16 protein-coding genes are annotated in these 22,455 nt (G+C 69.3%); 7 read left to right on the top strand and 9 right to left on the bottom strand.

Going from position 1 to position 22,455, the window contains the following annotated elements:
* Positions 1–49: 49 nt before the first annotated feature.
* Positions 50–1,039, bottom strand: coding sequence for a malate dehydrogenase (locus tag ACWDNU_RS28410; RefSeq protein ID WP_370936952.1), 990 nt, complete (start codon positions 1,037–1,039; stop codon positions 50–52).
* Positions 1,040–1,604: 565 nt separating this feature from the next.
* Here ACWDNU_RS28410 and ACWDNU_RS28405 point away from each other — a divergent pair.
* Entirely contained in the window at positions 1,605–2,243 is a 639-nt protein-coding gene (locus ACWDNU_RS28405) for a DUF4360 domain-containing protein (RefSeq protein WP_370936953.1), read from the top strand.
* Positions 2,244–2,280: 37 nt separating this feature from the next.
* On the opposite strand, the gene ACWDNU_RS28400 is transcribed toward ACWDNU_RS28405, so the two are convergent.
* Positions 2,281–2,718 carry a MarR family winged helix-turn-helix transcriptional regulator gene (locus ACWDNU_RS28400; RefSeq protein ID WP_370936954.1) on the bottom strand — a complete coding sequence of 146 codons (438 nt, stop codon included), beginning with the start codon at positions 2,716–2,718 and terminating at the stop codon, positions 2,281–2,283.
* Between the two features lie 102 nt (positions 2,719–2,820).
* Here ACWDNU_RS28400 and ACWDNU_RS28395 point away from each other — a divergent pair, with 102 nt between their 5' ends.
* Entirely contained in the window at positions 2,821–3,207 is a 387-nt protein-coding gene (locus tag ACWDNU_RS28395; RefSeq protein WP_449671163.1) for a nuclear transport factor 2 family protein, read from the top strand.
* A gap of 211 nt (positions 3,208–3,418) precedes the next feature.
* Here the strand turns inward: ACWDNU_RS28395 and ACWDNU_RS28390 are convergent, their stop codons facing one another.
* Positions 3,419–5,194, bottom strand: a complete 1,776-nt coding sequence (locus ACWDNU_RS28390) for a hypothetical protein (protein ID WP_449671142.1) — start codon at positions 5,192–5,194, stop codon at positions 3,419–3,421.
* Between the two features lie 127 nt (positions 5,195–5,321).
* On the opposite strand from ACWDNU_RS28390, the gene ACWDNU_RS28385 reads away from it, so the two are divergent.
* Positions 5,322–6,269: an aldo/keto reductase gene (locus ACWDNU_RS28385; protein WP_449671141.1), complete on the top strand. Its 948-nt coding sequence runs from the start codon at positions 5,322–5,324 to the stop codon at positions 6,267–6,269.
* 1 nt (position 6,270) lies between these two features.
* Here the strand turns inward: ACWDNU_RS28385 and ACWDNU_RS28380 are convergent, their stop codons facing one another.
* The 3 genes from ACWDNU_RS28380 to ACWDNU_RS28370 are packed head-to-tail and all read right to left on the bottom strand — an operon-like array spanning position 6,271 to position 11,870.
* Positions 6,271–8,358, bottom strand: coding sequence for an FUSC family protein (locus tag ACWDNU_RS28380; protein ID WP_449671140.1), 2,088 nt, complete (start codon positions 8,356–8,358; stop codon positions 6,271–6,273).
* Complete coding sequence (locus ACWDNU_RS28375; protein ID WP_449671139.1) at positions 8,355–11,432, bottom strand: GH92 family glycosyl hydrolase; 3,078 nt, start codon at positions 11,430–11,432, stop codon at positions 8,355–8,357. The genes ACWDNU_RS28380 and ACWDNU_RS28375 overlap by 4 nt, the downstream gene beginning before the upstream one ends.
* A gap of 39 nt (positions 11,433–11,471) precedes the next feature.
* The gene (locus ACWDNU_RS28370) at positions 11,472–11,870 is read right to left on the bottom strand and encodes a GNAT family N-acetyltransferase (RefSeq protein WP_449671138.1); all 399 of its coding nucleotides are present in this window, start codon (positions 11,868–11,870) and stop codon (positions 11,472–11,474) included.
* A 56-nt stretch (positions 11,871–11,926) separates the two neighbouring features.
* Between ACWDNU_RS28370 and ACWDNU_RS28365 the strand changes: the two genes are divergently transcribed.
* Complete coding sequence (locus ACWDNU_RS28365; RefSeq protein WP_449671137.1) at positions 11,927–12,385, top strand: hypothetical protein; 459 nt, start codon at positions 11,927–11,929, stop codon at positions 12,383–12,385.
* 75 nt (positions 12,386–12,460) lie between these two features.
* Here ACWDNU_RS28365 and ACWDNU_RS28360 read toward each other — a convergent pair whose 3' ends face one another.
* Positions 12,461–16,768: a GH92 family glycosyl hydrolase gene (locus tag ACWDNU_RS28360; RefSeq protein ID WP_449671136.1), complete on the bottom strand. Its 4,308-nt coding sequence runs from the start codon at positions 16,766–16,768 to the stop codon at positions 12,461–12,463.
* 205 nt (positions 16,769–16,973) lie between these two features.
* Here ACWDNU_RS28360 and ACWDNU_RS28355 point away from each other — a divergent pair, with 205 nt between their 5' ends.
* Both ACWDNU_RS28355 and ACWDNU_RS28350 read left to right on the top strand, forming a co-directional pair.
* Positions 16,974–17,630, top strand: coding sequence for a class I SAM-dependent methyltransferase (locus ACWDNU_RS28355; protein WP_449671135.1), 657 nt, complete (start codon positions 16,974–16,976; stop codon positions 17,628–17,630).
* Positions 17,630–18,262: a methyltransferase domain-containing protein gene (locus ACWDNU_RS28350; protein ID WP_449671134.1), complete on the top strand. Its 633-nt coding sequence runs from the start codon at positions 17,630–17,632 to the stop codon at positions 18,260–18,262. The genes ACWDNU_RS28355 and ACWDNU_RS28350 overlap by 1 nt, the downstream gene beginning before the upstream one ends.
* A 3-nt stretch (positions 18,263–18,265) precedes the next feature.
* On the opposite strand, the gene ACWDNU_RS28345 is transcribed toward ACWDNU_RS28350, so the two are convergent.
* Positions 18,266–19,570 carry a M20/M25/M40 family metallo-hydrolase gene (locus ACWDNU_RS28345; protein ID WP_449671133.1) on the bottom strand — a complete coding sequence of 435 codons (1,305 nt, stop codon included), beginning with the start codon at positions 19,568–19,570 and terminating at the stop codon, positions 18,266–18,268.
* Entirely contained in the window at positions 19,563–20,390 is an 828-nt protein-coding gene (locus tag ACWDNU_RS28340) for a M55 family metallopeptidase (RefSeq protein ID WP_449671132.1), read from the bottom strand. The genes ACWDNU_RS28345 and ACWDNU_RS28340 overlap by 8 nt, the downstream gene beginning before the upstream one ends.
* 188 nt (positions 20,391–20,578) lie before the next feature.
* Between ACWDNU_RS28340 and ACWDNU_RS28335 the strand changes: the two genes are divergently transcribed.
* Positions 20,579–22,354, top strand: coding sequence for an ABC transporter substrate-binding protein (locus ACWDNU_RS28335; RefSeq protein WP_449671131.1), 1,776 nt, complete (start codon positions 20,579–20,581; stop codon positions 22,352–22,354).
* Positions 22,355–22,455: the final 101 nt, after the last annotated feature.

The following is a 22,455-nucleotide window of genomic DNA, read 5'->3' as shown; positions in this document are numbered from 1 at the left end:
CGAACGATGGCCGCCCCGAACCCGGGGCGGCCATCGCGGAAAACAAACGTCAGATCAGGCCCAGCTTGCGGACCGCGTCGCGCTCCTCGGCCAGTTCGGCCACGGAGGCGTCGATGCGCGGGCGGGAGAACTCGTCGATCTCCAGGCCCTGCACGATCTCGTACTTGCCGTCCTTCGCGGTGACCGGGAAGGAGGAGATGAGGCCCTCCGGGACGCCGTAGGAGCCGTCGGAGACGACGCCGGCCGAGGTCCAGTCGCCCTCGGCGGTGCCGTTGACCCAGGTGTAGACGTGGTCGATCGCGGCCGACGCGGCGGACGCGGCCGAGGACAGGCCGCGGGCCTCGATGATCGCGGCGCCGCGCTTGGCGACGGTCGGGATGAAGGTGTCGGCGAGCCACGCCTGGTCGTTGATGGTCTCGGCGACGTTCTTGCCGTTGACCTCGGCGTGCTGCACCGACGGGTACTGGGTGGCGGAGTGGTTGCCCCAGATCGCGACCTTCTTGAGGTCGGTCACGGCCACGTTCAGCTTCTTGGCCAGCTGAGCCAGCGCGCGGTTGTGGTCGAGGCGGGTCATCGCGGTGAAGCGCTCGGCGGGCACGTCGGGGGCGTGCGACTGGGCGATCAGCGCGTTGGTGTTGGCCGGGTTGCCGACCACCAGCACGCGGATGTCGTCGGCCGCGCCGGCGTTGATCGCTTCGCCCTGGGGCTTGAAGATGCCGCCGTTGGCCTCGAGCAGGTCGCCGCGCTCCATGCCCTTGCTGCGCGGGCGGGCCCCGACCAGGAGGCCGATGTTCGTGCCGGAGAAGGCCTGCTTCGGGTCGTCGAAGATGTCGATGCCGGCCAGCAGCGGGAACGCGCCGTCGTCCAGTTCCATCGCGGTGCCCTCAGCCGCCTTGACCGCCTGGGGGATCTCCAGGAGCCGAAGCTTCACCGGGGTGTCGGCGCCGAGCAGCTGACCGGACGCGATGCGGAACAGCAGCGCGTAGCCGATCTGGCCGGCCGCACCGGTGACGGTGACGTTGACAGGGGCTTGGGTCATTGCGCTTCTCCAGCTTGAGACGACTTTGGCTAGTACCGAGGATGCTAGCCCTACCGGCGGGCGTCGTCCGGGTGCGTCCAGTCACGGTAGCCAGGATCACGTTCGGGGCCGGCGGGATCCGCCTTAAGTCGCGCGCCGAAGGGCGTAACTCGAGATCACGATCTCGTTGCGGGCCGGTGCGGGGGAGGCGGGTCCGGCGCCGTCGGATGGGGCGGCCGCGGCCGCGACGGGCGGCGGCGCCGGGAGATTCCGCCGGATCGGGTGAGAAGCCCGGGCCGGCGCGTCGGCCGCCGCGGCGCACGAACTGTCCTGATTGCCCCGGTTTTCGGGCCGATTTCCGCCGGAGTTGTCCGGACCAGTCGGGCCGGGTGGTTCTGGGTCGTGTATTTTTGAATCATTTTTGTTGATTCGTCAATTGTCCATAATAGCTTTTGTCAACGGTTTGTTAACACGTTGCTGTGCGCAGCTAAGCAGTTGCGTTGCTCCATTCAGTGGGACTCGGAGAGTAGTTCTCGCGCTACCCTGTCGAAACCCCCCACCCCTCGGAAGTAATGGGAAGGAACCCATGCTTGCCACAATGGCCGCTGCGCTTTTGGCCCTCTCCTCGACTATTACCCCGCATTCCTGGCCGCAGAATCCTCCGCCGGACAAAATTATCATCGACGTCGCGACCGTGAACGGGACCGGCTGCCCGCCGGACACGGCCGCGGTATCGGTTTCGGCGGACAACACGGCTTTCACCGTCACCTACAGCCAATACACCGCCCAGGTCGGCGTCGGCGCGCAGCCGACGGACTTCCGCAAGAACTGCCAGATCGGGCTGCGCGTGCACGTGCCGCAGGGCTTCACGTACGGAATCGCCTCGGCGGACTACCGCGGATTCGGGCACCTCGAAAAGGGCGCGTACGGCGTGGAACGCGCGAACTACTATTTCCAGGGAAACTCGCCGACGGCGTACGAGACGCATCGGCTCGACGGGTTCTACGACAATGACTGGCAGTTCTCGGATTCCACGGACATCGACGCGATTATCTATGAGCCGTGCGGCCAGGAGCGCAATCTGAACATCAACACGGAATTGCGGACGTATGCCGGTTCTTCGGATCCGGCGAAGACGACGAGCTTCCTGACGATGGACTCGACGGACGGCAGCGTCCAGACGGTTTACCACTTCGCCTGGAAGCAGTGCCCGACCACCCCGTAACCGCGGAACTCGGACCCGTGAGCGCTTCCTCGGACGCTCACGGGTCCGTCTGCGTCACGTTTTCGGTGAGCCTGCCCAGCAATGCGGCCAGTGTCGCGATCTCGTCGTCGGTGAATCCGCGGCGCATCCGTTTGTCGTGCGCGATCGCGGCGTCGGCGAGGCGGTGGAAGGTTCGTTCGCCGTATTCGGTGAGTTCGACCTGGTGCACGCGCCGGTTTTCCGGGTCGCGGGCGCGGGTGAGCAGGCCCGCGGTCTCCATGCCGTTGAGGTGATGGGTGAGCGTGGCGCCCTGGATGCCGACGGCGTCGGCGAGTTCGCGCTGGCTCGCGTGGCGGCGGGTTTTGAGCGCGATGAGGATCTGCCACACCGGCTGCGATCCGCCGACCTCGGCGAGCGCGCGGTCGAACGCCTGGCCCGCGGTCTTGGCGGTGCGGGCGAGGAGGACGCCGAGCGGCGGCGTGTCGGGTCGGGGCACGGGGAGACGGTACCGCAGGTTCGTCGAACTCTAACCGTTTGACGACGAACGATTAGATATCTAACGTTTGTGATGTCTCATCGACCGGCGCTGGAGGGCATCATGGACACTGCGGAGATCGCTGAACTGGGCAAACGCTGGGCGGCCGCCGAGGTAGCGGGCGACACGGATACGCTGGGCGGCATGGTCGCCGACGAATTCCGCCTCGTCGGGCCGCTCGGCTTCGTGCTCGACCGGGAGCAGTGGCTGGACCGCTACCGCTCCGGCGCGCTGGCGACGCTGCGGCTGGATTGGCGCGACGTCGAGGTGCGCGTGCACGGCGACACCGCGATCGCGATCGGCGTGCACGACCAGGAAGCGACCCATCAGGGGAACCGCGTCGACGGCACGTTCCGGGCGACGCACGTGCTCGTCCGCGGCGGGAACGGGTGGCGGATCGCGGGGATGCACCTCAGCCCGATGGGTGCTCCGCCTGCTTTTGCCCGCTGAACCGGGGATCGCGACGCGGGATTGGGCGTGCCAGCAGGGTCACGGGGTACACCGCGGCCGTGTCGTTGGGCGCGATGCCCGTGCAGAGTGGCTCGATGGCAAGCGCCGCTGGGGGTTTGCCATCGAGCCGCGGAGAAAGCGGTCCGTGAAGGGACCCCTCACGACCGGCGGTCTGTCGCCGGTCGTGAGGTCGCCGACCGGATGGTGCGGGTCAGGGTTTGCGCCACAGGTGGACGGTGGTGTCCGCCGTCGAGTCGGAGGTGGTGGCGACAGTCGTCCGGTCTGGGCTCACGATGAGCGAGGCGATTCCGGGCAGGCCCGCGCCCTGCTGTTTCCCGTCGAGACCGAGGACGGCGAGGGTGCCCGCCGCGATCGCGAGAAGGTGCTGGTCGTCCAGCCCGGGCAAGACCATGGTGTACCGGACGCCGTTGGTTTGCGCGTCGAATTGAGTGGGCGGCAGGAGGAAGCCGAGCCGAAGTTCCTTTCGTGTCGCAGTGTCCCACTGCTGCACTTTCGCGGGCTTGCCGGGATCGCTGCCGGTGGTGGTGATCAGCGTCCGGCTGTCCGGGGTGAAGGCGAAGAAGTTGATCTGCTCGTAGTCGGCCCACGAGATCGGGTCGCCGATCGGCTTGAGCGATGCCGTTTCCCACAGGCCGAGTTGGCTGGTGTGGGAGTCGTGGCCGTCCCACTGGTAGACGGCGAGCACGCGTCCGTCGGGGCTGAACTGCGCACCGTGGAAGGTGGCCGGTGTCGCGATGCTGCCGATGCGGGTGCGGTCGGCGATCCGCCACAGTTCGAGCCGGCGCGGGGAGGCCATCGGCACCACCAGGAGGCTGCCGTCGGGGCTGAGAGTCGGCCAGCTGCCGTCGATGTCGATGTCGTCGAACACCAGGGGCTCGCCGATCGTCCGGCCGGTTCGCGGGTCCCAGGCTTGAGTCGTGAGCTGCTTGAATTTGACCCGCGAGACCACCAGGGCGCTGCCGTCGGGGCGGAACGTCATCCCGGCCAGGATGGTGTTGGGGAACGGGCCGATGCGCTGGCCGACCGGTTTGCGTGTCGCGACGTCCAGGACGTCGATGGTGAAGTCGACGTTCATCGTGGCGAGCATCCGGCCGTCGTTGTCGAACTGGAGAGATTGCGGATGTCCGCGTGCGGTGAGGAATCCGGATTCGACGAGCGGCGGCTGCGGTGCGGGCGGAAGCGCGTCGGGCACCGGCGGACCCGGCCACGCGAGCCAAGCGGCGAGTCCGGCGATCACCACGGCAAGGGCGCCGATCAGGATTCCCCGGCGCGGTGCCGTACGTCGTGGAGGCGGCGGGGCGTCTGAGAGCTGGTAGATCACCGAGTCGTCCTGCGGTACCGGTTCGCCGTCGAGGAACTGGGCGAGTTCGGCGGTCCGCTCGGCGATGAGCTTCTCGACGGCAGGCGGCCACGGCTCAGCCGACGGTCCGATCGCTTCGAGGAGTTCGGCGGCGGTGGGCCGGTCGGCCGGGTTTTCCGCGAGGCACGGGCGGAGCGTCTCGGGAAGCGCGGAGCGCGCGGCGAGAAGCGTGCCGAGGGCGAACAGGTCGTCGGCTGGGTCGTCGCCGGTCGCGCGGGCGATGAGCCTTGCCCCGCTGCTGGTGAGCCGGACGTGCCACGGGTTCAGGCTCCCGTGGGCCAGACCGGCACTGTGGAGTTGAGCCAGATCCGCGGCGATTCCGGCGGCCAGCCGGAGCACCGCCGGTTCGGGCAGCGGGTCGTGGACGTCCTGCAGAGAGGGGCCGGGCACGAACTCTTGCGCCCACCAAGGCATCGACGCGTCCGGCGCGGCCTCGAGAACCGCGCTCAACGCAGCGGCCTCGGCGGAGCGCCCGAGGGTGAGCGCTACGAGGCGGTCGTCCGGTCCGCTGCCGAGCAGCACCCGGGTCGTCTCGTCCCGGGCCAGTTCCGCGAGCACCCGGTATTGGCCGAGCCAAAGCGGGTCGCCGACCGCCGGTCTTCGCATCAGCTGCCTCCCCAGAAGCTGTCCGAGAAGGAAGATCTTGCCAGCCCGGCGGCCGGGTCAGGTACGGGCGGGCAGAATCTTCCGTCGGCACGGGCATTCCCCGGGCCGGGAGTGCTTGAATGCGATCATGGTCGCACTTCGCACTCTGGGCTCATCCGACCTCGCCGTCTCCCCGCTGTGCCTCGGCGGGAACGTGTTCGGCTGGACCGCCGACGAAACGGCGTCGTTCGCCGTGCTCGACGCCTACGCCGAGGCGGGCGGGAACTTCCTCGACACGGCGGATTCGTACATGTACCAGTTCCCGGGCAACGAAGCCGGGCAGTCCGAGACGATCATCGGCAGGTGGCTCGCCGCGCGCGGGAACCCGGACGGGCTGGTGGTCGCGACGAAGGTCGGGGACAGTCCGCAGGCCAAGGGGCTCGCTCCGGCGAACATCAAGGCCTCGGCCGAGGGGTCGTTGCGGCGGCTGGGGATCGACCGGATCGACCTGTACTACACGCATTTCGACGACGAATCCGTCGCGGTCGAGGACATCGTCACCGCGCTCGACGAGCTGGTGAAGGAAGGCAAGGTCCGCGCGATCGGGACGTCGAACATCAGCCCGGAACGGCTGGCCGCGTCGCTGGAGTTTTCCGACCGCGAGGGGCTGGCGAAGTACGTCGCGCTGCAGCCGAAGTACAACCTTGTCGCGCGGGAGTACGAGAGCGAACGCCGGGGGATCGTGGAGCGGCACGGGCTGGCCTGCGTCCCGTATTTCGGCCTGGCGTCCGGGTTCCTGACCGGCAAGTACCGGCCCGGACAGCAGGTGGACAACATCCGCAACATGCCCGGGCTCGCCGGCGGTTACGCGGACACCGAGCACGGCGTGAAGGTGCTGGCGGCCCTGGAGGAGGTCGCGAAGGCGCGCGGCGCGGAGATGCCGACGGTCGCGCTGGCCTGGCTCGCGCAGCAGCCGACGGTGGCCGCGCCGATCGCGTCCGCGCGGACGGTCGAGCAGGTTCCGGCGCTGGTCGCGATGCAGGAGGTAGAGCTGAGCGACGAAGAACTGCGGATCCTCGACGCCGCTTCCGCGTAGGTCAGTTGTGCCGCGGCGGGTCCTGCGCGCCGACGCCCAGGACGCGGCCGAGCGCGATGAGGCCCTCGTCGAGGTGGCTCATGCTGGACAGGACCGCGCGGGTTTCGGCCTCGTCGATCCGGTCGGCGACCGGGGTCCCGTCGTCGCGGACGAGCTTGCGCAGCCGCGTGCTGCCCGGGTTGCTGACCGCTTCGTGCACGAGGTCGACGTTCGCGATGATCCGGCCGGCGAACTGGTCCAGCCGCTCCGAGACCGGACCGGCGAGCTGGCCGGGTTGCGCGCGGGCGGCGACGTGCCGGGCGCGGAAGGCGATGCCCTCCAACGTGGTCAGCACGTGCCAGCCGTAGTCGCGGCGGGCGCTGCGCAGGTTGATCGGGTGGGTGAGCGGTTCGATCGTCAGCCGCACCTGCTCGACCGCGCGGTCGAGGTCGCGGGACATCTCGATGATGTTCACGTTCTCGCGGCCGGACAGCAGCGTGGCGGCTGATTCGACGAACTCGTGCAGTTCGTCGAGCGCGATCGCGATGTCGTCCAGCATCACCGCGCGCGTGCGGACCGGCAGCACCACCACCGCGGCGAGCAGCCCGCACGCCGCGCCGACCGCGGTTTCGGCGACCCGGATCCACAGCACCTCGATGCTGAACGTGCCGAGCAGGCTGTAGAGCAGGCCCAGCATACTCGTTACGAAGAACGCCATCAGGAACTGCGAAACCCGCGCCGTGTAGACCATGCCGAACACGCAGACCAGCAGCAGCGCGAGGATCGCCGGGGTGTTGCCGCTGACCAGCAGCGCCAGCGCGACACCGCCCACGATGCCCAGCAGCGTCCCGCCGGTGCGGCGCATGCCTTTCACGAACCGCGCGCCCGCGCTGGACGTGCCGATGAAGACGACGAACACCGTCAGCACCGCCCAGTACCAGCGTTGCGGCGAGATCAGCTGCCCGGCCAGCACGGCGAGCCCACCGCCGAGCACGGCCTGGATCGCGCCGCGCGTCTGGTTGTCGTAGGCGAACGCCTTGGTCGGTTCGTCTTCCTCGTCCTCTTCGGCCGGGAAGTCCACTGTGGATTGCAGGCTGGCGATGCGCTGCGCCCGGTCGTCCGCGACGGCCAGTTCGGCGATCGCGCGGCGGACTCCGTCGCCGGGGTGTGCGCGTTCGTCGATCCGGCTGCCTTCCACCAGCATCCGGCTGTACTCGCCGGTCTCGCTGATCAGCGGCAGGTCGCGCGGATCGCGTTCCATCAGCGACCGGAACCGGGACAGCCGGGCCACGAGATCGTCCGCGACGCCCTCAGGCAGCGGCTGCGAGCACGTCCGCCGCACGGTGATCACCAGCCACTGCACGGCCAGCTCGACCTCGATGACCCGGCGGCGCAGCTGGTCGGCACGCCGGTCGTCGACTACGTCCGGAGCGTGGTCCTCGATCAGCAGGACCACCTCGTGCAGCCGCTCCACCGACGTGCGGATCTGCCGGTTGCTGCGGTCCGAACCGCCGGAGGAGATGTACGCCTCGGTCGCGCGCACCGCCGCACCGAGCCGCGCGCGGAACGCCTGCCGGTAGCGGATCAGCTCGCTTTCGGCGTTGCGGCGCAACAGAAGGAACCGAACGACCGCGTTCGCCGCGACGCCGATCGTCAGCGCGAGCAGCAGGTGCGGCACCTGCGCGAGGTGCGCCTGCAGGAACATCGGGAAGAAGAACAGGAAGAACGCCATCGACCCGAGTGCGATGCCGCGCGCGCCGAACCGCTGCACGTACACCGCGACGAAGATCAGCAGCACGAACACGACGCTGTCGAGCGGCGCGTAGGCGGAGCCGAAACAGGCGGCGGTGATCGACGCGGCCCCGACCACGAGCGCCAGCAGCAGCGTGACGGCCTGGCCGCCGCTGGTGGCGTCGTTGACGGTGAACGCGCTCATCATCGCCGCGATGGCCGCGACGAGCGTGGTGGTGAGCGGGAAGTGCAGCGGCAGCATCGCGAGGACCGCGATCACGATGCCGAGCACCGCCGACGCGGCGAGCCGCAGCCGGACGAGACCGGGGTCGGCCGCCGCCAGCCGGTCGAGGAAGGCGTTGCGCACGTCGGTGATCATCGGGCCAGCAGCTCCCACTGGGCGAGGGCGACGCGCCGCCGGGTCGAGGCGCGCACGCGCAGCCGGTAGTGCCGGCACGCGGCGGGATCGGCGAGCACGAACGGCCGGGTCTGGCGCCGCCAGCGGAACACCTCGCCGGAGCGTTCGTCCAGGGTCCGCCACTGCTGCCCGTCGTCGGAGCCTTCGAGGACCCAGTCCCGCGGATCGCCAGCGCTGGCGCCGGAGGTGAGCGTGTAGAGGACGACTTCGCGCGGCTCGCCGTCGGCGGTGAAAGTGATTGTCGGCCTGGGGGTGCGGAAGACGGCTTGGGTGCGGCTGGTGTTGTCGATCAAAGCGGCGATCCCGGTGCCGGTGAGATCACTGAGCGGCGCGGGGGCGACCGGGGTGACCGGTTCTGCGCCCCAGTCGCCGGGTTCGGCGCGGACGTCGAACTCCAGCACCGCGCCGCGCGCGAGGGCCGCGTGCGCGAGGGTGGCCGAAGGGTGCGGTTCGCCGTCGACAGTCAGGCCGTGCACGTACGGCGTGTCGGTTCCGCTGTCGGCGCTCGCGGCGCGGGGTGCTCGGATCACCAGGTCCTTTCCGTTCTCGAGGTGCACGGTGGCGGAGCGGAACAGCGGCGCGCACACCGCGTACCGCGGGCTGCCGACGGCCAGCGGGTAGAGACCGAGGGCGGTGAAGACATACCAGGCCGACATTTCGCCGTTGTCCTCGTCCCCGGGATAGCCCTGGCCGAGTTCGCTCCCGAGATACAGCCGGCGCAGCACCTCGCGGACGGTGCGCTGCAGTTTCGCCTGCGCTCCGGCGAAGCCGTAGACGAACGGGATGTGGTGCGAGGGCTGGTTGGAATGCCCGTACTGGCCCATTCGCACGTCCCGCGCCTCGGTCATTTCGTGGATCCGGCCGCCCTGGCCGGTCTCGGGCGTCCGGAAGAACTCGTCCAGTTTCGACTCGAGGCCTGCCGGGCCGCCGTGCAGCGCGGCGAGGCCCGGACCGTCGTGCGGCACGGAGAACGCGGTGTTCCAGGCGTTGGTCTCGACGTAATCCGGGCCCCACACCGTGGGATCGAATCCCTCAGCCGGGTGCCGCCAGCCGCCGTCGAGGGTGCGGCCCTGGAAGAAGCCGATCCGCGCGTCGAAGTGGTTGGCGTAGTGCTGCGCGCGCTGGCGGAAGTAGACGGCGTTGTCGGCGAACCGGCGAGCCCGCGCGCCGCTGCTTTCCCGGGCGAGCGCGTCGGAAAGGTTGGCGAGGCCGAAGTCGTTGAGGCAGCCTTCGAGCGCCCAGGACAGGCCGCCGCGCGTCGAGGTCGGCGTGTAGCCGAGGAACGCGGAGCGGTCGAGCCCCTTGCGGCCGACGCCTGCGCGCGGCGGGGTGACAGTGGCGTTCTTGAGCGCGGCGTCGTACGCGGCTTCGACGTCGAAGTTCGTGACGCCCTTCAGATACGCGTCGGCGAACGCCACGTCGGAGCTGGTGCCGGTCATGAGGTCGGCGTAGCCGGGGGAGGACCACCGGGCGATCCAGCCGCCTTCGCGGTACTGCTGCACGAAACCGTCGATCATCCGGCCGCACTGGCGCGGCGCGAGCAGCGCGTACGCGGGCCACACGGTGCGGTAGGTGTCCCAGAAGCCGTTGTTGACGTACAGCTCGCCGTCCACGACCTTCGCGCCGGTGCGCCGCCGCGTGCTCGGCCGGAAACTCCGCACGACCGGGCTCGCGTGCCGGATGCCGCGCGGGGTGTTCTCGTGCGCGACGTTCGGATACAGGAACATGCGGTAGAGGCTGGAGTAGAAGGTGCTCAGCTCGTCCTCGGACGCGCCTTCCAGCTCGACCCTCCCCAGCACCTCCTGCCAGCGTTCCCGGGCGTTGTTTCGCACCTGGTCGAACGTCGTGCCCGGCGGGATTTCCAGCGTCAGGTTGCGTTTCGCCTGCGCGAGGCTGATCAGGGACGTCGCTATCCGCAGCGTCACCTCGGGCGCGGCGAACTCCAGGCTTCCCGTCACCGTCCGCCAGAACGGCCGCCGGATCCGCCCGCCTCCGACCGGGCGTTGATCAGCCTCGGCGTACACGAACATCCGCCGCGCGCCGGTCGACAGCCCGCTCCGCACCCACGTGTGCCCGGTGACGATCCCGCTTTCGGCGTCGATCCGGAGACCGCCGCGGTTGCGGGCGTTGTCGAACAGCACCCAGCCGCGGCCGTCGGGAAAAGCGAAGCGGAACATCGCCGCGTGCTCGGACGGCGCGACCTCGGCGGCGATGCCATTGCGGAACCGGACTCGGTAATGGTGCGGCCGGTCGGTCTCGTCGCCGTGGCTGAACGCCAGCGAACGCCGCACGCGATCCGGCTCGACCGGCCCGGTGCCGGGCATCAGGTGGAAGGTGTGCCGGTCGCCCATCCACGGACTCGGCTGATGGCTGAGCCCGAACGCCTGCAGCCGCGGCTCGTTCCGGTCGTCGTTGTGCCGGTGGTAGGAGTAGAACCAGTTCAGCGCGCGGGCGTCGGTGACCGGGGTCCAGAAGTTGAACCCGTGCGGGACCGCGGTGGCCGGGAAGGTGTTGCCGCGCGAGAACTCGTTGCTGGAATGCGTGCCGCGCGTCGTGCGGACCCAGTCGACGGGGTCCTTGCGCTGTGGCGGATGCTCGGCGATCCGGACGTCGTCGAGCCAGCCCGGCGCGTCCGTCGCCAGCAGGATGCGCCGCACCCGTCGTCCCGCGAACGCTTTCAGCGGACGACGCACCAGATTCCACTGGTCGACGTAGAGCTTCTTCGGCTCGGGGGAGAACCCGGCGCGGGTGCCGTCGTCGAACTCGAGGTCAAGCGTGACGTAGGTGCTGCGGTCGCTCGGGCCGGCGGACTCCGGGGAGACCACATACGACAGTGCACTGTGGCCAGTGACCGGAATGTCCACCTCGAACAGCGTCACGATCGGTCCGGCCTGGTAGCGCAAGGCTTTCGCCCCGGTGAACCCGACGCCGGTCTTCGCAGTCGGCGACCGGCGCGGCCCGCTGTCCACCCGCGCCCCCGCGACCGGCTGCGGATCGCCCGCTTCGAACGAGGAGAAGAACGCAGCCGTGGTCACGGCCCCCACGGTAATCGCTCCCGCACCGGCGGTGCCGGATCAGCTCGCGGTGAGCCGGATCAACCCCGCGTCGGTCGACGTGAACCCGCAGGCGCCGAAGTAGAACGGGCGGAGATGCGGTTCGAAGTCCACGTGCAGCCACTCGCAGCCCGCGTCCCTGGCGGCGTCCCGTGCCCGGCCGACGAGTTCGGCTCCGATGCCGCGGTGCTGCCAGTCCGCGTGGACCTTCGGATCGAGGAGGAACGCGTGGTCCGCGCCGTCCCATGCCAGGTTCGCGAAGCCGATCAGCTGGTCGCCGTCGTGTGCGCTTACCCAGCCGAGACTGTGGCGCTTTGCGCGGTCCCACCAGCCGGGTTCCGCGTGGCCGCCGTGGGCTTCGGTGAGGGTGACTAGTTGCGTGTCGGTGAGGTCGGCGCGCCAGGAGTAGTTGATCTTCATGGGCCGACGCTCCCACGGGGACGGAGGCGTGAGCCAGCGAATAAGCTGGTGCGGCGATGAAACACGTCAGAGTGGAAGCGACCGGGACAGGCAACTACCTTGACCCTCGCGCGTATCTCGGCCTGCTGCCCGCGCTCTCGGCCGAGCTCCCGCCCGGCGCACGAGCGTTCGCCGCCGACCCGGGTCACTACGACTTCTCCGCCCAGCGGTGCGTCAAGGACCTCGTCCTCGAGACGCTGCAGCGCGGAACCGCGGACGGCGAGGACTGGCTGCGGCTCGGCTTCCGCCACAACTGCTGGAAACACGAAGAAGACCTGAGCATCCGCTACGCCGGTCTCAGCACTCTCACGCCCGACCCGGCTGACTGGACCGGCTTCGGCCCGGTCACGCTGGACGAGATCCTGCCCGGCGAACACGGCTGCAGCCACGAGATCGGCTTCATCGGCGGATCCCTCACCGTCGTCAGTCGCGATCTGACCGCGACCTGGACCGTAGCCGACTGCCCCGACAAGTAGCCGAGACGCCGCAGGCCAGGCACCCGGAACGAATCCGAGCCCCTGGCCTGCGGCTATCTGCCGAAAATCAGCCGATCAGAACTGCGCGCACTGCCCAGCGGAAGGCCCGCGAACAGTATTGGCCAGCTGATGATCCGTCGGAGCAGGCGAGTTGCCCGTACAGGCCAACGGCCCACCGACGGTGCTGCTCGAGATCACCGGCCCCTGGTTCCCCGTCAGGTTCACCGGACCCGAGATGTCCGTCAGCTCGATCGACACCGGCCCAGTCGAGCCGGTGATCGACACCGGACCCTCCACCTTCGTGCGGTTCAACACCACCTGCGCCGCACCGGCCGCCGCCACTGGACCGGTGATCTGGCCGCCTCGCACGATCAGCGAAGCACCGCGCGCCACGTTCACCGGACCCGACACCGTCGCGCCGTTCAGGCACACCACGCCGCTCGACACGGTCAGCGGGCCGTTCTGCACGCCGGTCAGCGTTTTGCCGCACGAAGCGTCCGGGCGGCCCAACAACTCGAGCTCCGCCAGCGTCGCCGGGCCGCCGGTGGTCGCGGTGACCTCCAGCCGGTAGTAGGCGTAGTGCGCCGGGTTCTTCACCGCGAACGCCCGGGTCTGCTGCCGCCACGGGAAGGACTGGTCGGTCTGCTGGTCGGCCACCGTCCAGTTCTTCCCGTCGTACGAGCCCTTCAGCGTCCAGCTCTTCGCGTCACCCGCGCCGGTGCCGGAGGTGAGCGTGTAGTGCGTGACCGCCTCGTCCGTCGACTTGAGCTGGTACTGCACCGCGCCGGTCACCTTCGCCTGCGTGCGCGAAGTGTTGTCCACCAACGCCGACGCGTCCGAACCGTCCGAAGTGGACAGCGTGCCCAGGCCGGGGCCGGTCTCGTCGTGTAGCGGCGTCGGCACCGCGTCGCCCGTGGTGATCGACTTCGGCGCGTCGCCCGCACCGGTGCCCCACGTCGACGGGTTCGGGCCCATGTCGAAGTCGAGCGTGGCGCCGTGGGCGAGCACGTCGTGCGGCAGCGACGTCGACGTCCAGTTCTTCCCGTTGACCTTCAGGCCCTGGACATAGACGTTCTTCGCCGAGTTCTTCGGCGCGTTGATCACCAGGTCCCCGCCGGGCAGGTGCACGGTCGCCTTGGTGAACAGCGGCGACCCGATCGCGTAGTTAGGGCTGCCCATCTGCAGCGGGTAGAAGCCCAGCGAGCTGAACACGTACCACGCGGACATCTCGCCGTTGTCCTCGTCGCCCGCGTAGCCCTGGCCCAGTTCGCTGCCGGTGTACAGCCGCGACACCGCTTCGCGCACCTTCGCCTGCGTCTTCGCCGGCTGGCCCGCGTAGTCGTACATGTAGAGGATGTGGTGCGAAGGCTGGTTGGAGTGGCCGTACTGGCCCATCCGCACGTCCCGCGCCTCCCGCATCTCGTGGATCACGCCGCCGTAGCTGCCGGGGTAGTTCGCGGTCTCCTGGTCGGCGAAGAACTGGTCGAGCTTGGCGCCCAGCTTGTCCTTGCCGCCGTAGAGATTCGCCAGGCCCTGCCCGTCCTGCGGCACGGTGAAGGCCATGTTCCAGCCGTCGGTCTCGGTGTAGTCACCGCCCCACTGCCGCGGATCGTAGTCGGCCTTGGCCTTGGTGAACTTCCCGCTCGCGTCCTTGCCCTGGAAGAACCCGGTGCTCGGGTCGAACAGGTTCACGTACTGCTGCGCCCGGCTGGTGAAGTACTGGTAGTTCTCCAGGTACTCCGCCTTGCGCGGATCGTTCGCCGTGGCCGTGTCGTACAGCTTCTTCGACAGGTTCGCGATGCCGAAGTCGTTGACGTAGCCCTCGATCGCCCACGAGAAGCCCTCGCCGGTCGAGTTCGGCGTGTAGCCCAGGAACTCCGACTGGTCCAGGCCCTTGCGGCCGACCGCCGAGTTCGGCGGCGCCACCGTGGCGTTCTTCAGCGCCGCGTCGTAGGCCGACTTGACGTCGAAGTTCGTCACGCCCTTCTGGTAGGCGTCGGCGAACGCGACGTCCGAGCTCGTGCCGGTCATCAGGTCCGCGTAGCCGGGGGAGGACCAGCGCGCGATCCAGCCGCCGTCGCGGTACTGCTGCACGAAACCGTCCACCATCTTGCCCGCCATGTCCGGCGTGAGCAGCGAATACGCCGGCCACGTCGTGCGGTAGGTGTCCCAGAACCCGTTGTTGACGTAGGTCTGGCCGTCGACGATCTTCGACCCGGTCCGCGTCGCGGTGTCCGTGCCGGTCTTCGGCGACACCGGGCTCGCGTACTGGTACTTCGGCGCTTCCTTCGTGCCGACGTTCTCGAAACCCTCATTCGGGTACAAGAACAACCGGTACAGGTTGGAGTACAGCGTCTCCATCTGGTCCTTCGACGCGCCCTGCACCTCGATCACGCCGAGCTGCTTGTCCCAGGCCTGCTGCGCCGCGTCCCGCACCGCGTCGAACCCGGCGTTCGGGGCGATCTCCTGCTCCAGGTTCTTCTTCGCCTGGTCCACGCTGATCAGCGACGTCGCGATCCGCATCGTCACCGTCTTGTCCGCGCCCGCGGCGAACCGCAGATACCCGGTCACATTGTCCCGGTTCTGCCCGGTCAGCTTGCCGCCGGTCGTGACGGGCTTGTCGAACGTCGCGTAGACGAACATCCGCCCGGCGCCCGCGGACAGCCCGCTCTTGGCGTCGGAGTACCCGCTGAGCGTGCCGTTCGCCGGGTCGAGCGTGAGCCCGCCGGAGTTGTTGACGTTGTCGAAGATCAAGCTGGAATCGTTGCCCGGGAAGGAGAACCGCATCATCGCCGCGTGATCAGTCGGCGCGATTTCGGTCTTGATCCCGTTCTGGAACGTGACGCCGTAGTAGTGCGCCCGCGCCACCTCGTTGTCGTGCGTGAACGGCAGCGCCCGCTTGTCGCGGTTCGCGTCCGGCACCCCGCTCGCCGCCGAAGGCATCACCTGGAAGCTCTGCCGGTCGCCCATCCACGGGCTCGGCTCGTGGCTCACGCTGAACGCCTGCAACGCGGGAAGATTGTCCGCGTTGTTCTGCGAGTGGTAGTTGTACAGCCAGCTCGCCGAACCCGCGTCCGTCACCGGAGTCCAGAAGTTGAACCCGTGCGGCACCGCCGTCGCCGGGAAGTTGTTGCCCCGGGAGAACGTGCCGTTCGCCATCGTGCCGCGCGTGGTGAGCACGTTGTCGCTGGGCCGCGTGCTGGCCGGTGGCGTCGGCGTCGCGGAGATCTTCAGATCGTCCAGCCAGCCCGCGAACTGCGCCGGGCCGTTCGCGTTGTCGTAGCCGATCGCGATCCGGTCGATCGTCTTGCCCGCGGCGACTCGTCCGATCGCCGAACGCACCAGGTTCCACTGGTTCGCGTAGAGGACCTTGCTCGCGCCCTGGCCCTCCGGCGTCAGCGGGAACCCGTACTGGTCGGTCGCGCCGAGATCGCGCAGATGCGTCCCGTCGGTGAAGTCGAGATCGACCGCGACGTTCGTGCTCGGGTACTTCAGATCGCCCTCGACGAACTGCGGCTGCACCTTGTACGACAGCTCGGTCGCCGCGGTCACCGGGATGTCGACGTCGTAGACCTTGTTGTAGGAGTACCCGTGCCCGGCCTTGGGCTGGCTGCCGGAGTAGCGGAACGCCTTCTTGCCGGTGAACCCGACCCGGTTCTTGTTGGTGTAGCCCGACGTCGGCCCGGAATCGACCACGCTGCGCATGTTCGGCAGCGGTGGCGGGGCCGGATCGTCGTTGGCCAGCAGCAGCTCGGACATCTGCATGATGCTGTCGCCGTTGTTGCCCGTGACGTTCAGCCGGTAGTAGGTGTACGCGGCACTCGGCGCGGCCAGCTTGTAGTCGTTCTGCTGGAAACGGTTCGCGAACGACTGGCCGGACTGTTTGTCCAGATCCGTCCACTGCTGCGCGTCGTTCGAGCCCTGCAGCGTCCAGTCCCGCGGGTCCCGGCCGGGGAAGTCGTTGGCCGAACTGATCGCGTAATGCGTGATCGACGTCGGCGCGGACAGCGTGAACGTCACCGACGCGGCCGGATCCCACGACAGCCACTTCGTGCCCGTGCTGCCGTCGATCAGGTTCGCGGCGACCTCGCCGCCGCCGGTGTTCTCGCTGGTCGCGCTGAGGTCGGTGACCTTGCCCCGGATGTCGCCGGGGATCGCGGTCCCGTTCGCGCCGTCGACGCCCGAAGCCCGCGGCTTCCCGGCGGCATCGGTGTCGACGGCGTCCTGCGTCGGTTGCGGATCGTTCGGCTCGAACGAAGAAACGAAGTCCGGCGGGGCGGCCTCGCCCGGCGCGGCACCGGCCGCGGCAGGCAGGACGACCAGGCCCGCCGCCGCCACGGCCGCGGCGAGCACGACGTGGAACGGTCTGGCGCTTCGGGGCATCATTGCTCCCAGTTCGTCAGGGGATCAGGGATCGGGACTCGGGGCCCCGGAAGCTCAACTCGCGGGTGACATCGATGTCAAGGCCGCCCCGCAAACCTGACCGGAAACGGACAACACCCGAGGGCTGCCGCTGCGGCAACCGGGTGGCGCCCGCCCGGCCGGTCGAGCGCACCGGCTCCGAGCCCCGGCGGGTATAACAGAGCCCATGCCAGCCGACGCCATCGATCCCGACGAGGAAGCCCGCCGCCGGGCCGGACTCGCGCTCGCCAACGGTGACCCCACCGGGTGGTTCGAGCCCCTCTACGCGGCCGCGGAAGCCGGAGAGGCCGTCCTGCCGTGGTATCGCGGCAAGCCCTCGCCGGAACTCGCCGACTGGATCGACGGGCGGCCGGGCGACGGCCGCCGCGCCCTCGTCGTCGGCTGCGGAATGGCCGACGACGCCGAACTCCTCGCCGCCTCCGGATACGAGACCTCCGCCTTCGACGTCTCGCCCAGCGCGATCAAAGCCGTGCTCAACCGCTTCCCGGACACCGCCGTCTCCTACCGCACCGCGGACCTGCTCACCCCGCCCGCGGAATTCCACTACGCCTTCGACCTGGTCGTGGAGATCATGACCGTCCAGTCGATGCCGAAGGACGTCCACGACCCGGCCATCGCCTCGGTCTCCGGTTTCGTCGCCCCGGGCGGGACGCTCGTCGTCGGCGCGGTCGCCGAGGAAAGCATCGACCTCGACACCTGGGAGGGGCCGCCGTGGCCGCTCAGCAAAGCCGAGGTCGAATCCTTCGCCCGCGACGGCGTCACCCTGACCTCGCTGAGGCGGGTCCGCGACGACGCCCGCTGGTGGGCGGAGTTCACCCGCTGATGTCCGAGGACCGTCCCGCGACCAGCCACGAACGCGCCGCGGGCCGTCCGTGGGACGAGTCCTATCAGGACGGTCCGGCCCCGTGGGACCTCGGCCGCCCGCAACCGGCGATCGTCGAACTCGCCGCCGAGGGCGCGTTCCGCGGCACGGTCCTCGACGCCGGATGCGGCACCGGCGAGAACGCGCTGCACCTCGCCGCGGCCGGACTGTCCATTGTGGGCATCGACGTCGCGGAAACCGCCGTGACGCAAGCGAAAGAGAAGGCCCGCGCGCGGGGGCTCTCGGCCGAGTTCGCGGTCGGGGACGCGTTCCGGCTGTCCACTCTGGACCAGACCTTCGACACGGTCCTCGACTGCGGGCTGTTCCACACCTTCGACGCCCGGGAACGCCACGCCTACGTCGCCAGCCTCGCGTCCGTCACCGAACCGGGCGCGAGGCTGCACATCCTGTGCTTCCGCGACGCAGGCACGGATTCCGGACCGCACCCGGTCACCCAGGCGGAACTCGAAGCGCCTTTCCAGCGCGAAACCGGTTGGCAGCTCGAAACCCTGCGCGACAGCCGGATTGTCGCCAGGTTCGCGCCGGACGGTCTTCCAGCCTGGCTGGCGACCGTCCAGCGCGCCACTCCCTGAACCTCAGCAGGACTCCAGGAACCGCGTCAGCACCCGCGTCCCGAACCGCAGCCCGTCCACCGGCACCCGCTCGTCCACGCCGTGCGCCATCGCCCGGTACGGGAAGCCTTCCGGCAACGCCAGGGGAGCGAAGCCGTAGCACGCCATCCCCAGCTGCGTGAACGCTTTCGCGTCCGTCCCGCCGCCCATGCAGTACGGCACCACGACCGCCTCCGGGTCCTCCGCCCGCAGCGCCGCGGTCATCGCGTCGAACCACGGCGAATCCACCGGAGCCTGCACCGGCGGCTGATGCGCCACGAATTCCCGCGTGACACCCTCGCCCAGCAACGAATCCACCACCGCGAACAGCTCGTCCTCGGTCCCCGGCAGCACCCGCACGTCGACCTGCGCGCTCGCCGTCGACGGGATCACGTTCACCTTGTACCCGGCGTCGAGCATCGTCGGCGTGGTGCTGTTGCGCACCGTCGGCACCACCAGCGACCCGGCCGTCCCCAGCCGCGCCACGGTTTCGTCCACCGCTTCGCCCGACGAAAGATCCACCGGCACGCCCAACGCGGCGCCCGTCCGCTCCAGGAACGCGCGCACGGTCGGCGTCAGCTGAACCGGCCAGCGATGCTCCGCGATCCGCTGCAGCGCCCCGACCAGCCGCACGACCGCGTTCTCCGAGTTCGGCCGCGACCCGTGCCCGGCCCGCCCGGTCGCGGTGAGCCGCAGGTGCGCGGTCCCGCGCTCGGCGGTCCCGACCGGGTACAGCCGCACTTTCCGGCCGTCCGCCGCGGGCACGTGATAGCTGTACCCGCCGGACTCGCTGATCGCCGCCGCGCAGCCCTCGAACAGGTCCGCGTGCTCCTTGACCAGCCAGTGCGCGCCGTAGTCGCCGCGGTCCTCCTCGTCGGCGACGAACGCCAGCACGATGTCCCGCCGCGGCCGCAGCCCGGACGCGACAGCGGCCAGCACCATCGCGCAGAAATCCTTCATGTCGACCGCGCCGCGGCCCCACAGGAACCCGTCGCGGACCTCGCCGGAAAACGGCGGTACAGACCAATCGGCCGCCGCCGCGGGCACCACGTCCAGATGCCCCTGCACGAGCAGCGCGGGCAGTGTCGGATCGGTGCCCGGAATCCGCGCGACAACGTTCGACCGCTGCGGCTCGGGCTCCAGAATCCGTGCCGGAACCCCGTGCCGGTCAAGGAATTCGGCGACGTACTCGGCGGCCAGGCGTTCGCCCGCGGCCTCCCCGTCGCCCCAGTTGGTGGTGTCGAACCGGATCAGGTCCGCGCACAGCGAAACAACGTCGACCTCAGCCATAAATGCCCTGCACCGCCCCTGCCGCGATGGCCGTGACCACCTTGAACGCCTTCATCGCCTCGGTCATGCTCGGCGCCTCGAACGCGACGCGCCGCGTCCCGGTCTGCTCCACGGTCGGGATCACCGCGGTCGCCTGCGCCAGATGGCTCGCGTCGAACTCGACCTCGATCCGGTGCCGCCCCGGCGTCCGCTCGGCCCGCCCGGCCAGCGCCATCGACTCCCGCGCGCCGGTCTCCAGCAGCTTCGCCGTGCGCGCCGGCGGCAGGCAGATCGCCGCGTACCGGCTCACGCATTCCTTGACCTGCACCAGTTCCGCGTCCGGCGCGTAGTCGCGCGCGTCCTCGCAGGTCTGGTCGTCGCCGCTGACCAGCAGCACCGGCACGCCGTACTCGGCCGCCATCGCCGCGTTCAGCCTGCCCTCGCTCGCGGGCACGTCGTCCAGCCACACGCCGGTGATCTGGTTTTCCAGATACGTGTGCGACAGGACGCCGTCGAACCCGGCCCCGGCGTGGTAGCCGAGGAACACCACACCGTCCACACCGGAATCGATGCCTTGCATCATCGACAGCGGTTTGTGCCGCCCGGTCAGCATCCGCGCGCGTTCGTCGAGGTCTTCCAGGAGCAGGTTGCGCTGCGACGAGTGCGCCTCGTTGACGAGCACGTCGGTCGCGCCCGCCGCGTACAGGCCGGCCAGCACCGCGTTGACGTCGCCGGTGAACATTCTCCGGAACCGCTGCCACTGCGGGCTCCCGGGCACGACGTCGTCGGTCCAGGTGACCCCCGTGGCGCCTTCCATGTCGGCCGAGATCAGGATCCGCATGCCGGGCACTCTAGTGATCCGCGCCGCGACCATAACGATCGGACACGCAGCGGCGCCGTCACATATTGCGCGCTTCCCGCCGTATGTGGTTACTTTTCGTCTCTGGGGTCGGGGATTGACGATGGGGTGGTTCTCAAGTGCGAAATAAGCACAGGCGGCACGGTTTGCGCCGCGTTTTCGGTGTCGTGATGGCAGGAACGCTGGCGATTCTGCCGTTGGCGGGCACTGCGACCGCGCAACAGCAGGCGCCGCCGAAGGTGCTGCGGGTCGCGTTGACCACTGGTATCGACCACTTGAACCCGTTCACCGCCGGGCTCGCCGCGTCGACCCAGGTCGGCCGGTTCATCTACGAGTTCCTGACGATCCCGTCGCAGGACAAGGCCGAGGCCGCTCCGGCGCTCGCCGAATCCTGGACGACGTCGCCGGACAAGCTGACCTGGACGTTCAAGATCCGCAAGGGCGCGAAGTGGTCCGACGGGCAGCCGGTCACCGCGAAGGACGCCGCGTTCACCTTCAACCGGATGCTCACCGACGCCACCGCGCGCACCGCGAACGGCAACTACGTCGCGAGCTTCCAGTCGGTGACCGCGCCGGACGACGCCACGCTGGTGATCAAGACCAAGACCGTGCAGTCGTCGATGGCGCTGCTCGACGTCCCGATCGTGCCCGAGCACGTGTGGTCGCAGATCAAGGACTTCAGCGACCCGAAGACCGACACCATCCCGGTCGTCGGCGTCGACGACGGTCCGTACACGATCACCGAGTACAAGCAGAACGAATACGTCAAGTTCAAGGCCAACAAGGACTATTGGCGCGGCGCGCCCAAGGTCGACGAGCTGCAGTTGCTGGTGTTCAAGGACGTCGAGGCCGCGGTCAACGCCCTCAAGCAGGGCGAGGTCGACGTGATCAACCGGCTCACCCCGACGCAGTTCGACGCGCTCAAGGACCAGCCGAACATCGCGCTGAACAAGGCTCCGGGCCGCCGCTACAACGAGATCAACCTGAACTTCGGCGTCCAGAACTCCGAGAACAAGCCGATCGGCAACGGAAACCCGGTGCTCAAGGACATCCGGGTGCGCCAGGCTATCGCGCAGTCGATCGACATCAATACGATCGTGGACAAGGTCGCCGGCGGCTACGCCCAGCCCGGCGGCGGCGTGATCCCGCCGATCTATTCGGCCTACCACTGGGATCCGGCGCCGGGGGAGGCGCGCAAGTTCGACCTCGCCGCCGCGAACGCCGCGCTCGACGCGGCGGGATACGCGAAGGGCCGCGACGGCATCCGCACCGCGCCCGGCGGCGCGCGCCTCGAACTGCGCCTCACCGGGCACGCGAACCGCGCGCCCGACCAGCGCCTCGCCCAGTACGTCACCGGCTGGCTGCACGACATCGGCATCTCGGTGAAGCAGGAGCTCGTCTCCGACGACGAGCTGAACGACCGCACCAACGCGGGCAACTACGACCTCGCGATCTCCGGCTACGCGAACAACCCGGACCCGGACTATTCGCTGGCCCTGCACACCTGCGCCGCGCGGCCGAACGCCGAGGGCAAGGGCGGCACCACCGACACGTTCTTCTGCGACCCGCAGTACGACGCGCTCTACGCCAAGCAGCTCGCCGAAACCGACCCGGGCGTGCGCGCGGGCTACGTGAAGCAGGCCCAGGCGCGGCTCTACAGCCAGGCCGTGAACGTCGTCTACGACTACGACAACGCGCTCGAGGCCTACCGTTCCGACAAGTTCTCCTCGTTCGGCAAGCAGCCCCAGCCCGAGGGTTCGATCCTCGAGCAGACCGGCTACTGGGGCGTCTACGGCGCGGTCCCGGCCGACGCTTCGGCCGCTTCGTCGGACAGCGGTTCCGGCACGACCGTGTGGATCGTCGTCGCCGGGGTAGTGCTCGTCGTGCTCGTGGGCGGCGGCATCGCGCTGTCCCGCCGCGGCAAATCCGCCGACGACCGGGAGTAAATCCGATGCTGTGCCAGTCGCCCGCTCCGGCGCGCGAGTCCGTCGCGTCCGTGAGGGGAACCCTGAGGGAATCTGATTCCCTCAGGGTTCCCCTCACGGAC

Source organism: Amycolatopsis sp. NPDC003676 (assembly GCF_053587275.1).
This window is presented reverse-complemented; position numbering and strand designations above follow the sequence as displayed.

Coding starts and splice junctions, on each gene's coding strand:
- ACWDNU_RS28410 (WP_370936952.1), bottom strand. CDS start 1,039: ATGACCCAAGCCCCTGTCAACGTCACCGTCACCGGTGCGGCCGGCCAG.
- ACWDNU_RS28405 (WP_370936953.1), top strand. CDS start 1,605: ATGCTTGCCACAATGGCCGCTGCGCTTTTGGCCCTCTCCTCGACTATT.
- ACWDNU_RS28395 (WP_449671163.1), top strand. CDS start 2,821: ATGGACACTGCGGAGATCGCTGAACTGGGCAAACGCTGGGCGGCCGCC.
- ACWDNU_RS28390 (WP_449671142.1), bottom strand. CDS start 5,194: ATGCGAAGACCGGCGGTCGGCGACCCGCTTTGGCTCGGCCAATACCGG.
- ACWDNU_RS28385 (WP_449671141.1), top strand. CDS start 5,322: ATGGTCGCACTTCGCACTCTGGGCTCATCCGACCTCGCCGTCTCCCCG.
- ACWDNU_RS28380 (WP_449671140.1), bottom strand. CDS start 8,358: ATGATCACCGACGTGCGCAACGCCTTCCTCGACCGGCTGGCGGCGGCC.
- ACWDNU_RS28370 (WP_449671138.1), bottom strand. CDS start 11,870: ATGAAGATCAACTACTCCTGGCGCGCCGACCTCACCGACACGCAACTA.
- ACWDNU_RS28365 (WP_449671137.1), top strand. CDS start 11,927: ATGAAACACGTCAGAGTGGAAGCGACCGGGACAGGCAACTACCTTGAC.
- ACWDNU_RS28360 (WP_449671136.1), bottom strand. CDS start 16,768: ATGCCCCGAAGCGCCAGACCGTTCCACGTCGTGCTCGCCGCGGCCGTG.
- ACWDNU_RS28355 (WP_449671135.1), top strand. CDS start 16,974: ATGCCAGCCGACGCCATCGATCCCGACGAGGAAGCCCGCCGCCGGGCC.
- ACWDNU_RS28350 (WP_449671134.1), top strand. CDS start 17,630: ATGTCCGAGGACCGTCCCGCGACCAGCCACGAACGCGCCGCGGGCCGT.
- ACWDNU_RS28345 (WP_449671133.1), bottom strand. CDS start 19,570: ATGGCTGAGGTCGACGTTGTTTCGCTGTGCGCGGACCTGATCCGGTTC.
- ACWDNU_RS28340 (WP_449671132.1), bottom strand. CDS start 20,390: ATGCGGATCCTGATCTCGGCCGACATGGAAGGCGCCACGGGGGTCACC.
- ACWDNU_RS28335 (WP_449671131.1), top strand. CDS start 20,579: ATGGCAGGAACGCTGGCGATTCTGCCGTTGGCGGGCACTGCGACCGCG.